Raw genomic sequence first — 12,345 nt, 5'->3', positions numbered from 1 at the left:
TGGATTCGAGCTCAGGGGGATTAGATAGGAGAACAGATTATGAAATTCGATTATGTACCTGCTGCTGACTCGCTAGCTGCCATGCGACGACGGAATCGGGAGATTGGTGTTTTAGCTTCTATTATCTTTGATGCGGTTAGATATAGTAACGTCTGTACAAGATCTACGAGTAATGTCTTGCTTGGTTTGCTATGGGACTGGTGCGGCAATGCACCTGGTGCGGCGGATTATGTAGTGAAAAAAATATTTGAGTTGGAGCGATGTGGAGCGCTCAGCTACGGGGAAGCAGACTTTGTAATTTCACAAGTTTATTTCTTGGAAAGTTCAAGGGGGATAAACGGATAGCAAAAAAGGCCCGCCTTTCAGCGGGCCAAACCTGATGTGAAGAGACACAGACCCTTCATTTCATATGAAGGCCGCATCCCTCCCGAATTCACCGTGAATTTAGTTAACAGGATGAACGGTATCCTTAGTGTTCATTTGGCGATAATAAAATTTTTATGGTGCTGCTGAGTCCGTCAATGGTACACGGCTTTTTGAGAAATCTTGAATTCGCTGGCAAGAAACCAGGTGGCAATTCGGTGTGGCCTGAGATGATGAGCACAGGTAAATCTGGGCGGGTCAACCAGACGATTTTGGCTAGACCTAACCCATCGATACTCCCCGGCATCCTGACGTCCGTGATGAGGAGAGCAAAAGACTTAGCCCGCTCCAGCACGCCCAAAGCCTCGTCGGCACTGGCGCACTCTGTTACTCCATAGCCCAAGTGCTCAACAGCTTCTGCCATCAGCCATCGAAGCGTCGGATCGTCTTCGACCACCAGCACGTTGCTCATCATAGATCTTCATATTTATGGGCTTAGCTCTCAGATTCAGCTTATGCCGAGTCGTTTCAAACGCCAGACGGAAGGATTACTTTCCGTTGCTTTGCCCATCCTAAGGTATGGGCTAGGCTGGTTAAAAATGGCATGAGCACAGCCCCACGTTAGGTGAAAGGGATCGGCATGAGACTGTATGAGTTTATAGAAACCGATATGGAGGCAATCCTTCAAGGTTGGGAGAATTTTGCCCGCACTGTAGAAACCCCGCTCCCTGCTCTAGATGCGGCTGGCCTCCGAAATCACTCGGAAAAGATCCTGCGCACCGTCGCGGCTGACATGCGAACCCTGCAGAGCACGCATCAACAATCTGAAAAATCTCAAGGCAGAGGCCCCAAAAAATCCAGCGAAACCGCTGCCCAGACGCACGCCATGACGCGCCTGATCGCCGGTTTCTCCATGGATCAAATGGTTTCTGAGTACCGGGCCTTGCGCTCGAGTGTGCTCTCGCTATTGCTTGCACAAGAAGTCCATGAAGCGTCCTCCCACGTCCAAGACATGATTCGATTCAACGAAGCGATAGATCAAGCGCTTGTCGAATCGATAGCCGCTTACGGTGACGCAGTCGAGTCAACGAGAAAGATGGTGCTAGGGGTTTTGGGGCACGATCTGCGCTCGCCATTAGGTGCCGTCCTGATGGCCGGCGATCTGATTCGCCGGCAAGAAGGGCTAGATGAGAAAAGCAAAGGGTATGCCGCACAGGTATGCACGAGCGCCCGGCGTTGCAATGACATGGTGAATGATCTGCTGGATCTGGCGCGCTGCAATCTGAGCACGGGAATTCCTGTTCATCCAGAGCCGACCGAGTTGAATCGGATATGCCGGGACGTAGTCCAAGAGCAGCGAGCCGCTCATACTAATGCGCGGATCGTTCTGCACGAGACAAAAAGCGTCGTAGGTGAATATGACCCGGCCCGCATAGCTCAGGTGTTCTCGAACCTGGTTAGCAACGCTGTGCGACATGGCGATCCATCACTGCCAATTCAGGTGACTATCGGCCAAGATGCGGACGCTGCCCGCGTCACTGTGCAGAACTGGGGGGAACCTATTCCACCCGAGGCTATGCCTTACCTCTTTAAACCAGAAGGTCGGTATTCCAATTATGCCTCCCAGGAGACCGGCTCATCAGCGGGACTGGGTCTCGGCCTGTTCATCGCCGCAGAAATTGTGGCGAGTCACGGTGGCAAAATCGAAGTCGAGTCGTCAGTGGAGCACGGAACGACATTCGAGGTAATTTTTGCTCGGTAGCCCTTAAACCACAGTGGGTAGGTTTCGTGAAACGCTGCCCAGCACTTGCCGCGAGCACTAAGCGCGCACCTTCGCAGAAAAAAGCACGGGTCTCGGCCCGTGCCGCTGGATGTGCCCACCTAAGACCTTGCTACTTAGCCATTGTGTTGGACGATCATTACAAACCCCTTAGATGGCGTTCAGAAATGTCAGCCTTTGCTGTGCTCGTCGGAAGTGGGCCCAGTGCCTCGCTTGATGCCTCGCGGGCCGGCAACGCCCCAGATACCCAGACCAACCAGCGGTAGCGCTAGGATCAGCAGGGCCCAGGCAGCTTTGACAGCATCGCTTTTGTCACTTCTGAACACGCTGACGATGGCCCACAGGTCGATGAGTAAAAGGATTGCCGCGACGGCAATCCAGAAGTAGCTGGCGACTTCATTCATGACCTTGTCTCCTCTACACGTAGTCAGGGCCCAAGGTGCCCGGTGCAGCGCCCGGCACCAGGATGACTTTGCGACAGTTGTCCTGCTTCTGGTCGAACATCTTGTAGCCCATGGCCGCTTCTTCGAGGGCCAGGCGGTGGGTGACGATCAGTTCCGGTTGCAGGCGTCCTTCTTCGATGTGCTCTAGCAGTTCGGGTAGGTATTTCTGGACATGGGTCTGGCCCATCTTGAAGGTAAGACCCTTGTCGAAGGCATCGCCGAACATGAAGGCGTGGATGAAGCCGGCGTACACACCGGGGACGCTGACAACGCCACCACGACGCACGGCAGCAATGCTCTGGCGCAGCGCCTTGCCGCTGCTGCCTTCGATCTTCAGCGCCGTCATTACCGTTTCGGCAGTGCTGCCCTTAGCCTCGAAGCCGACCGCATCGATCACCGCATCGACGCCGCGCATGCCTGGCGTCTGACGGATGATGCTATCTGCGGGGTCGTCGTCCTGTTCGAAGTTGATGGGTACCACACCGTAAGCGTCCCGGGCATATGCCAGGCGGTAATCGTTGTCGTCGACCATGAAGATGGTCTGAGCCCCGAGCATCCGCGCACAGGCGGCGCTTAGCAAACCCACTGGCCCGGCGCCGTAGATCGCCACCGATGAACCCTGGCCAATCTCGGCATTGATGACCGCCTGCCACGCGGTCGGCAGGATGTCTGAGAGGAACAGCACCTTGTCATCAGCCAAGTCGGTGGGCACTTTGAACGGGCCGACGTTGCCCTTGGGTACCCTCACGTAATCCGCTTGGCCGCCGGGGATACCGCCATAGAGATGGCTGTACCCGAACAATGCGGCGCCCGGGGGAATGCCTTTTTTGTTAATGATCGAGCCACGACCCGTATTGGTGGTTTCACAGGCAGCAAAGAGATCGTGCTGGCAGAAGAAGCAGCTGCCGCAAGCGATCACGAAGGGAATCACGACCCGGTCACCGATCTGCAGATTGGTGACGGCACTGCCGGTGTCTTCGACGATGCCCATGAACTCATGGCCGAAGATATCGCCCGCTTCGGTTTCTGGAATTTTGCCTCGGTAGAGGTGCAAGTCAGAGCCGCAAATGGCCGTGGCGGTGACCCTGAGGATAATGTCGTCTTCTTGCTCGATGATGGGATCGGGGACGCTATCGACCCTGACGTCGTGTGCTCCGTGGTAGGTCAGTGCTCGCATAAGGTCAGCTCCTGCAGGCGTTTTTCCGTGATAGGTATGCAGGGGAAGCCAGGACAGATGGCAAAGTTCAGACCAACAAGTTCGGTGGTACTTAAAACTCATTCTCGACGCCACCATTTCAAGCTGAACATTCCTGATCACACCGGTATCGAACGATCTGAGCCCGTGCCACAAGAGCCAGGCCGATTAAACGAGGGGCGTGGCGATGGACGACACGATGTTGGCATTCATGGTGTTCGCTGCCTCACGACCTGAAGTGCTTGAGCAGGTACAAGCGCTTACGGAAGCGGAGGCATTGGAGGCTGGCGAAGCACTCCCGGATCTGCGTGAAACCATGGCCGTACAGATCCTCAGTGCTGAAGCCAAGGCTCAGCGCAAAACCCTGGCCAAGCTCGTTGAGGTGATTTTGGGCAAAGTCGTCATCGAGCCCGATACGGCCACCAATCCCGGTGCCTCCAGCCTTGAAAAATACAACCGGATGCGAGATTTCGACTCGTCTCCTGAGCCCTCTGGAAATCGTAAGCAGTCGAAGCGGAAGGTTCACGCCCTCCAATTTTGCGTCCAGAAGCATGACGCCACACGGCTGCATTACGACTTTCGCCTGGAGCTCGATGGCACGTTGAAGAGTTGGGCGATCCCCAAAGGGCCCTGTCTTGACCCCAAAGTCAAGCGACTGTCGGTGCACGTGGAGGATCACCCGCTGGACTATGCCTCGTTCGAAGGCACCATTCCCGAAGGCCATTACGGGGCCGGTGATGTGATCGTCTGGGATCGCGGCGTTTGGATTTCTCAAGGCGATCCAGCTGAGGCGTATAAGAAGGGACGCCTGAAATTTGAGCTTCAGGGTGAGAAGCTGTCAGGCTTGTGGAACCTGGTTCGGACGAACATGGAAGGGAAGCAGGAGCAGTGGTTCTTGATCAAACATCAGGACGATGCTGCTCGCCCCCTTGCTGATTACGACCTGGTAAGCGAGTTGCCCAATAGCGTATTGAGCGACCGAACCATCATTCCCAGAAAGCGTGGTGGAGCCAAGACGACGAAGGTGAAGCCTGAACAGACTGCACGTTCAATGTCCATGGAGGGGGTGGTAAAAGCGCCGTTGCCGGAGAAGCTCCCCCCACAGTTGGCAACTCTTGTCGACTCAAGTCCGCGAAGTGAAGACTGGCGCTACGAGATCAAATTCGACGGTTACCGCATGCTTTGCCGCGTAGACGGCAAGGACGTCCGGCTCTTCACCCGTAACGGACATGATTGGACGTCGAAATTGCCCAAGCAAGCGGCTGCGGTCGCTTCGCTTGGTCTGCAAAGTGCCTGGCTGGACGGTGAGATCATCATTGCCGATGATGACGGAGTACCCGATTTCCAGATGTTGCAGAATGCATTTGACGCGGGTAAGAGCCAGCACATCGTTTACTACCTGTTCGACCTTCCGTACTTGAACGGTACGGATCTTCGCTCCATCCCAGTCGAGAGCCGCAGAGCATTGCTCAAAAAACTGCTAGAAGATCCCATCGACCCGACACTGAGGTTCTCCGAAGACTTTACCGAGGATGTCGATGCCCTGATGAACAGCGCCTGCCAGATGAAAATGGAAGGGCTTATCGGCAAGCGTCTTGGCAGCCCCTATGTCTCTCGGCGTAGCGATAGCTGGATCAAACTCAAGTGCAAGCATCGCCAAGAATTCGTGATAGTGGGCTACACCGATCCGAAGGGAGCAAGAAGCGGATTCGGCGCGCTCGTCCTGGCCCTTACAGATAAGGCTAACGCAGCTCTGAGATACGCCGGTAAAGTCGGCACTGGATTTACCGAGTCAACGCTCGCCACCATCCTGCAGAAGTTGAAGCCACTGGAGCAGAAAAAAACACCTGTGGCCAATCCTCCTCAAGGTGTTGATGGCAGAGGCATTCATTGGTTGAAGCCGAGCTTACTGGCCGAAGTTTCCTTCGCTGAGATCACCTCTGACGGGGTCGTCAGGCATGCCGTGTTCCAGGGCATACGAACAGACAAGCCGCCTGAAGAAATCACCCAGGAGGAGCCGGCTACGCCGAAGCAGCGATCCGTATCCAAACCATCGGCATCACCTTCCAAGACGGCTCGGATTACGCATCCCGAGCGTGTGATTGATCCCAGCAGTGGTCTGACAAAGCGAGACCTCGCCGAGTATTACGCCCAGATCTCGCCATGGATCCTTCCCCATCTCATAGATCGACCCATTGCGCTGGTGAGATCACCGGAAGGTATCAATGGTGAGCTGTTCTTTCAGAAAAACGCTGATCGGTTGGCCATACCGGACATCACCACCGTGCCCAAGGCTGAGGCGGGTAAAGCCGGCATGGTGATCAATTCAGTTGAAGCGCTTGTCGGCGCGGTGCAGATGATCAACCATTGTCTTGTCCTCCTACTCCATGTGCTGCTTTGGTTCCAAGGCGGATAGAGCCAGCGCATGACCTCAGCCAGCACCCCACGCCATGGCTCAAGTCATCGATTCAACGGAGCATTTTGCATAGCCTTCCTCAGTCCTTGCCAAGCCCGAGCGCTCGTAGACCCCGACGAACAACAGCGTGTCCCCAGTGCGGGAGAGCTGAACCTGAATATCGAGCTTGGCTCTGTCATTTAGCTCTTCCTGGTGGAAATGGAGAGCAGCGCCCATCCAACAGAGGTGATTGTCCGAGCCAGGCATTTACATTTCTTCGCCAGTGCAGCTTCCATATCGCTGTTGAACAAGTCGTCTTATCCAGGAGTCTCTAAGGGAGAATCCCTTCTCAAAGCCACAGCGAGTTGGACTAGACCCTGATGTGAACAGCTGAGCCTGCGGATGCCAGACAGGAAAAATAGAAGGCTTAAAGCGAGAGCCACAATCATCTGCCTGCGCAGTGGTAGGGTGCTGATGGTGCGCAAGAAAGGCGGCAAATGGAATTTCCCTGGTGGTTCGATTGAAGCAGGCGAAACGCCTTTTGCAGCGGCTGCTCGGGAACTTGAGGAAGAGACGAGCATCACCGGTCATGACTTGCTTCACCTATGCACCATCACCGTGGAATCGACCATTCACCACATTTACACCACCCACTTTCAAGCCGGAGATAAAGCCGTAGCTTGCAATGAGATTGCGGCGTGCAAATGGGTGCCGCGCGCCAAGCTCAAACCTTCCTTTCTCAAAGCCACGGCTGCGGGCCTTATCGCGATCCACCTGCCGGCCCTGATCGTTTAATGGTGCGATGTTGCTCGGCGCTCGCTCATAGCGCGGCGTGGTTTTGAGGGGCTATCCAGCCTGGAACTATGCCAATAGCTCTTGCGCATGGTCACTCGCACGAGCCGTGCCTGTCCTAATTACTCAACCTCGACGCCTCCAGCGGACATTTGCCGGTAACCTCAGACACGCAGCATGAGTAGCCTTGAGGTTTCTGCATAATGGAACTAATACTTAGGTCACGCCGGATGAGGGATGGTCATGCAGAAGCGCTACGTCGTGGTTCCCGCTGTACCGACCGTCAAAGAAACCTTTCCTCGAGCCGTGGGTTTTCCCAGCGCGCTAGGAGAGGGCTATGACCTCTACGACACTCTTAACAAAGTTCGGCTTTGCCTCGGCTTATCAACGCGAGCTGAGGCGGATTACGAGTGCGCCTCTCGCAACGGTGAGGAGAGTGCTAGTGGTTCAACTTGCATGGGAATGGGGTAGGTCCAGTCTGATTTTCTCGCAAGCCGCCGATGAGCGTCGTTACCCTGGCTGCGAATGCTAAGCCAACCTGGGGTGCCCTATGAAAGGTAGTTCGGTGATCCTTCAGATCCTGTTGACGTTTTTGATCGTTATTCCGTTACTGGCTGCCCTCGAAGGCTCCGACAGTGCGGCCCTGTGGGCGATCCTGTCCATCATGATGGTGCCCGGTATCCTTTCTTTGGGCCAAAGGTTCATTAAGCGTCAACGCTCAGTGAGGCAGGTGAGTGAAGGTTAATTGCTCGGGCGTGATCATCTGGTGGTTACGTGGAATAGGAAGGAGAGGGCTTGGTAATCTTTCGTGACTCTGACGGGCTTCATCTCCGACTGAACCCTGACGAAGAAGGCTCGGTCGCATGCTCACATTCACAGCGAAAAGGTTGTTAGCGATGAAAGCGATGACTCGACTGTTCATGGGCCTGGCATTGGTTGGTGCTACGGGGGCTTCTTCCGCTTGGGCTGATACGCCCGGTGCTGACTGGAAAGTAAACAAGGATCAGGCCGAGGCAGCACTGAAAGGGGCAGGCTACACCCAGATCACCAAGATCGAAGCCGACGACGGTCATTGGGAAGGCGAAGGTATCAAGGCTGACGGCAAGCAGTACGAATTCCAGGTTGACCCGCACGACGGCAAGATCATCAAGGACGAACTGGATAATTGATGCCTGCCGACTTAAGCAAGCCCGCGCCTGTGCGTGGGCTTGAACCACCTACGTGGTGATCGTTAAGCCGCTATGGTATTGCACGATTTGAGACATTCCGCGCATGAGTCAGCACAGGCTTTGCATTCAGCGTGCTGTGCCTCGTACTTCCGGCATTGCTTCTCGCAACTGGCGCATACATCGGCGGTGAGCTTGGCCATTGCCGGTGTGAACTTGGACTTTTGCGAGGCAAGCTTCATCAAAGCATCGCAGGCCGCCAAGAGCTCGCTGACTGACTGAGCATAGGCCGCCATTTCCTTATCACCTTGGCCCAGCAAGGTAACGCAGTGAGCGAGGCAAGCTTCTCCGGTCTTGAGGCAGTCGGCGCTACTGTCGATCACTCCCGCGAACGGATTACTGCCTGAAGCGTCATGTTCGTGGTGATGCTCATGGTTTTCTGTGGCGGCCATTACCGAGGTGGTCATTGCCACCGCAACAGTACCCGCGACAGCTTTCAGCATTTGACGTCGTTGCATCGCTCGTTCCTTTCTATAGAGTTGGCAGGAGTGCCGCCGGGGGCTTCCGTATGCTGCCCTGAACGATCCAAACATAGTTTCTAATCGTTTAAACCGAAAGTTTCAGTCGCTTGTCAGGGCACTTCACGATATCGACAATGTCCTACTTGCCTGGCCGGGCAGGTCTCCTCGACTGTCTCAAACTTCCCTCAAAATCCCAGGCTCCGTCCGTGTTCGAACCCACTTCCTCCCGGATTGCACGACGCTGTGCTTTGCGGGCGCCGAAGAGGTTCGGAAATCTCTGAGCTTTAGACCTCCTGATCAAAGGACTGACAATGTATCTGCGCATCGCCCTTGCCCTGGCCGCCACCCTCCTGAGCGGCTGCGGTTCAATAGAGCACAAATCAACAGAGGCCAGGCAGCACATCAAGGAAGACCTCAAGCTGTCTGCGATCACCGACACCTCGGTTACCAGTTTTTGTTGGATGCCTATCGGAGGCCCGGCATCCTGCCGTGCCACACCGGGTATCAGTGTTCTCACCCCGGATAGCTTGCTCTTAGTGGACTATGAAAGTGGTGCCTACGTGCAGAAGGACATGATCAAAACGGAGAATGTGAGGTGCATTCACCACGGTGACGGCAAGATTTTCTACGTTTTCACTGACCGAGTGGCTGTGATGGTCATGCCGTTGACCGACGAGCCAGGCTCCCCGGTCGTGGACAATGCTGCGTATCGGGAAAAGGCGATCAAGATGTTGCTGAGCAACGGCCAGTCCTACGTGAAGCGGGAGGTTGCGCCGATGATCGTGAAGTCGAACGACAAGTATTATCAGGTTGCAACCACCAACCTGCCTAGCGGGCCGATTACCACCACGGTGGGCATCAACGTCGACCAGATAGTCAGCCCCTGCCCAGTTAAATGACGCACGCCTGAGTGCAGCCACATTAAGACTGCATGCAGTCACTCTTAAGTGAGCCGGTTAAGCACAAGGATGAGCCCATTGCACACCCGCAACCCAGTCATCAGCGCGTTGATCTTTCCGCTCGCACCTATTGCAGTGATTTTTCTGACCCACATGCTGTGTCGAGAGATCTGGATGGAGAGCTACTACGTGCCTGGTGAGGACGGCGGGGAGGCAGAACCAGCAATGGCCCTCATCGGTGTTCCTCTCCTGCTGCTCGTAGGCTCATTACTGCTGGGCAGCCTAACTTGGCTAAACAAGTGGGGCTCACCACGCTGGCTGACCGCCTTTGTGCGGGTACCGCTTGCAGGCTTTGCACTGCTGCTTTGGCTGACTGCGACCATATTCTTCATGGGGCAAGCGGAAGCGGTGTTCAGCCATTGGCAGGTTGCGTCCGCTTGGCTGGCCTGGCTTGCAAGTGCGGGTATGTTTGTACTGCAGCAGTGGGATCGATTGCGCAGGTAATCGTTTTGGGATGCACAGGCAAAAGAAAGCCCGCTGGGGGGCATGGGAGCTTCTAGATTTCAATTCCCGCAGGTTTCAAACAGGACTGATCGCACCCATTTTTGTCCATCATCTCGCTCCGTTCTCCCATGCCAAATCATCGCTTTGGTAAATCCGGGAATATCGACTGGTGGCTGTCTCACGACAAGGGCGTCATTCGCTGACGTTAGACGTTCTGGCACTACTGCGATCAGGTCACTGGTGCTGAGAAGTTCGGGGAGAATGAGGAAGCTGGAGACAGAGACGCTGACTCTTCGGTGCCGATGAATCTCCGACAACGCTTCGTCAGTCACTCCGCTGAAGGAACCGCCTGTTGGCGAAACGAGCACATGGTCGAGCTCACAGAAGCGATCAAGCGACAATGTGGGGGATCGTGCATCAGGATGCTCTGCCCTCATCACACACACATAGCGCTCATCGAATAGGTTCTGAGAAGAAACGCCTAGCGGGGTCATCTCTGGCGTGACCAAGGCGATGTCGACCTCGCCCTGCTCCAGTTGAATTGGCAGATTGGACATGTCTACCGCTTGTACGGCTACGCGGATGTTGGGAGCCTGTTTGCGAAGGGCGCTTAGAAAGGGCACAACGACCGCTCGAAGAGCGTAGTCAGTCGCGGCCACCGTAACGAGGATGGTACTTGTCGCCGGATCGAAGGCCTCAGGCTGCAGCAAGGCCTCCAGGTCGCTGATGAGTTGCTTGACCGGAGCTGCAAGCTGTTGTGCTCGCAGCGTTGGCACGATACCGCGCTGTGCTCTGACGAAAAGAGGGTCATCGAAGCTATCCCTGAGACGGGTAAGCATGCCGCTTACGGCGGGTTGGGTCAGTGACAAGCGCTGGGCAGCTTTGGTGACACTGCGTTCGTCCAGGAGCGCGTCCAGAGCCTTCAGCAAATTGAGGTCGAAATTCCTGATATCAGATTTCATGATGCCCTGGATAACTAGTGACGATTGGCGTTATTTGACCTTACCATTGATTATCCCTCTATCCCAAATTCAAGAGGGCGTCCGACTATGAATGAGATCATCTGGCCTGAAGGCTACCTACCAGGTTTTACCGACAACTTTGCTTCGAACGAAGTCATCGTTGCAGGCTTGAAAGCGGAGGACATATGGCCGCTTCTAGCTTCCCCGTCCTGCTGGCCGACCTATTACTCCAATTCTGCCAACATCCGGCTTTACGACGACGCTGGCCCGGAGCTCGCGAACGGCGTCCGCTTCTACTTTGAGACGTTTGGTTTTCCTGTTGAGGCGCAGTGCAATGAATTTGAGCCCCCATCGGCAGGCCGTCCCGGTCGAGTCGCCTGGCATGGCTGGGCCGGGGAGGGTGATACCAGATTGGACGTTCACCATGCATGGCTGATAGAAGACTTGGAAGGTGGTCGCGTCCGGATCCTCACGCAGGAGACGCAGATTGGAAAACCTGCACAGGAGCTTGCGAAGGTCAAACCGAACCCGATGATCAATGGTCACCAGGACTGGTTGGAATGTCTGGTCGATGCTGCAAGGGCGTGAGGTTCTAATCTCCCCTTTAAAAGTCACATGTGGCGAGTAGTTACACCCAAGTGGTGCCGCAACTCGTCAATGACTCGCTTGGCTCGGCACGACAGAGGCCACTTCGATCTGTAGATGAGCCAGAGCGTGTCCACCACAGGGTTCCACACTCCACTACCTGCAAAGCGAGCGGGGGCCATGAGCAAGGCCAGGGCTTCGAGCTCCCCTGGCCCTAAACAACCTTACCGGTTGTCTTCAGTCATGCCGCTGTCTTCGTCTTGCACCGCTTGCGAAGCTTCGTCAATTTCGCTTTGGCCATTGTCCGATTTGGGCCCCGTGGTATGACCTCCCATGCCGCCTCGATGAGCGGCACCAACTGCTCCCTGGTGGTCGCTTTGGTGTCCACCGCCTAAATCCTGACCACCTCTATGGAAATCTCGATGAAGGTCGGATTCGCTCTCCGACATCTGTCCACCTCGTTGACCAGGCTCAAATGGTCGGTGTGGATCGTTCTCGAAGCCATCAGGATTGTTTTGAGTGGTGCCGCCTTGCTGGCCGGTCTTGTCTTGATCGTCTGCCATGATCTTGCACCTCGTGGAGTCACACAGCGAACCTGTGTTTACTTCGGATGCCGGCCAGAGGGGGCCGCTCCCATTACTTTTGTATTAGCTGACAAGATGCGCGAATGATCCAATAGAGCAATCTGTTGCGCGATAAAGACCTCTACTGCCGCAGAAGTGCACTGTCTGCTGAATAGC

General features: G+C 55.3%; 14 protein-coding genes and 1 pseudogene. 9 read left to right on the top strand and 6 right to left on the bottom strand.

Going from position 1 to position 12,345, the window contains the following annotated elements:
• Window positions 1–39: 39 nt before the first annotated feature.
• The gene (locus tag ACK1VC_RS25435) at window positions 40–345 is read left to right on the top strand and encodes a hypothetical protein (protein ID WP_152906045.1); all 306 of its coding nucleotides are present in this window, start codon (window positions 40–42) and stop codon (window positions 343–345) included.
• A 124-nt stretch (window positions 346–469) separates the two neighbouring features.
• On the opposite strand, the gene ACK1VC_RS25430 is transcribed toward ACK1VC_RS25435, so the two are convergent.
• Window positions 470–835: a response regulator gene (locus ACK1VC_RS25430; RefSeq protein WP_232896649.1), complete on the bottom strand. Its 366-nt coding sequence runs from the start codon at window positions 833–835 to the stop codon at window positions 470–472.
• A 168-nt stretch (window positions 836–1,003) separates the two neighbouring features.
• On the opposite strand from ACK1VC_RS25430, the gene ACK1VC_RS25425 reads away from it, so the two are divergent.
• On the top strand, window positions 1,004–2,125 hold the full coding sequence (locus tag ACK1VC_RS25425; protein WP_449118087.1) for a sensor histidine kinase: 1,122 nt from the start codon (window positions 1,004–1,006) through the stop codon (window positions 2,123–2,125).
• Between the two features lie 188 nt (window positions 2,126–2,313).
• Here the strand turns inward: ACK1VC_RS25425 and ACK1VC_RS25420 are convergent, their stop codons facing one another.
• Window positions 2,314–2,547 carry a PLDc N-terminal domain-containing protein gene (locus ACK1VC_RS25420; RefSeq protein ID WP_114942200.1) on the bottom strand — a complete coding sequence of 78 codons (234 nt, stop codon included), beginning with the start codon at window positions 2,545–2,547 and terminating at the stop codon, window positions 2,314–2,316.
• Between the two features lie 13 nt (window positions 2,548–2,560).
• Window positions 2,561–3,763 carry a zinc-dependent alcohol dehydrogenase gene (locus ACK1VC_RS25415; RefSeq protein WP_449118100.1) on the bottom strand — a complete coding sequence of 401 codons (1,203 nt, stop codon included), beginning with the start codon at window positions 3,761–3,763 and terminating at the stop codon, window positions 2,561–2,563.
• Window positions 3,764–3,968: 205 nt separating this feature from the next.
• Between ACK1VC_RS25415 and ligD the strand changes: the two are divergent.
• The 4 genes and pseudogenes from ligD to ACK1VC_RS25395 form a co-directional block, all read left to right on the top strand.
• Window positions 3,969–6,140, top strand: a pseudogene (gene ligD, locus ACK1VC_RS25410) (DNA ligase D); the annotation flags it as partial.
• 438 nt (window positions 6,141–6,578) lie between these two features.
• Window positions 6,579–6,971, top strand: coding sequence for an NUDIX domain-containing protein (locus tag ACK1VC_RS25405; protein ID WP_114942198.1), 393 nt, complete (start codon window positions 6,579–6,581; stop codon window positions 6,969–6,971).
• 234 nt (window positions 6,972–7,205) lie between these two features.
• Window positions 7,206–7,439, top strand: coding sequence for a hypothetical protein (locus tag ACK1VC_RS25400; RefSeq protein WP_080983681.1), 234 nt, complete (start codon window positions 7,206–7,208; stop codon window positions 7,437–7,439).
• 425 nt (window positions 7,440–7,864) lie between these two features.
• Complete coding sequence (locus ACK1VC_RS25395; RefSeq protein ID WP_449118099.1) at window positions 7,865–8,137, top strand: PepSY domain-containing protein; 273 nt, start codon at window positions 7,865–7,867, stop codon at window positions 8,135–8,137.
• 62 nt (window positions 8,138–8,199) lie between these two features.
• On the opposite strand, the gene ACK1VC_RS25390 is transcribed toward ACK1VC_RS25395, so the two are convergent.
• Window positions 8,200–8,652 (bottom strand): four-helix bundle copper-binding protein, encoded by a 453-nt coding sequence (locus ACK1VC_RS25390; RefSeq protein WP_449118086.1) that lies wholly within the window; start codon window positions 8,650–8,652, stop codon window positions 8,200–8,202.
• Window positions 8,653–8,966: 314 nt separating this feature from the next.
• Between ACK1VC_RS25390 and ACK1VC_RS25385 the strand changes: the two genes are divergently transcribed.
• On the top strand, window positions 8,967–9,554 hold the full coding sequence (locus ACK1VC_RS25385) for a hypothetical protein (RefSeq protein WP_449118085.1): 588 nt from the start codon (window positions 8,967–8,969) through the stop codon (window positions 9,552–9,554).
• 78 nt (window positions 9,555–9,632) lie between these two features.
• Window positions 9,633–10,058: a hypothetical protein gene (locus tag ACK1VC_RS25380; protein ID WP_449118084.1), complete on the top strand. Its 426-nt coding sequence runs from the start codon at window positions 9,633–9,635 to the stop codon at window positions 10,056–10,058.
• Between the two features lie 59 nt (window positions 10,059–10,117).
• On the opposite strand, the gene ACK1VC_RS25375 is transcribed toward ACK1VC_RS25380, so the two are convergent.
• Window positions 10,118–11,020 (bottom strand): LysR family transcriptional regulator, encoded by a 903-nt coding sequence (locus tag ACK1VC_RS25375; RefSeq protein ID WP_449118083.1) that lies wholly within the window; start codon window positions 11,018–11,020, stop codon window positions 10,118–10,120.
• A gap of 87 nt (window positions 11,021–11,107) precedes the next feature.
• On the opposite strand from ACK1VC_RS25375, the gene ACK1VC_RS25370 reads away from it, so the two are divergent.
• A complete protein-coding gene (locus ACK1VC_RS25370) occupies window positions 11,108–11,608 on the top strand; it encodes an SRPBCC domain-containing protein (RefSeq protein WP_449118082.1) in 501 nt (166 codons plus the stop codon).
• A gap of 221 nt (window positions 11,609–11,829) precedes the next feature.
• Here ACK1VC_RS25370 and ACK1VC_RS25365 read toward each other — a convergent pair whose 3' ends face one another.
• Entirely contained in the window at window positions 11,830–12,168 is a 339-nt protein-coding gene (locus ACK1VC_RS25365; RefSeq protein ID WP_449118081.1) for a stress-induced protein, read from the bottom strand.
• Window positions 12,169–12,345 lie beyond the last annotated feature (177 nt).

Source organism: Pseudomonas sp. XP2, from assembly GCF_053557975.1.
The sequence above is the reverse complement of the archived record's forward strand: the minus strand, read 5'-3'. Positions and strand labels throughout refer to the sequence as shown.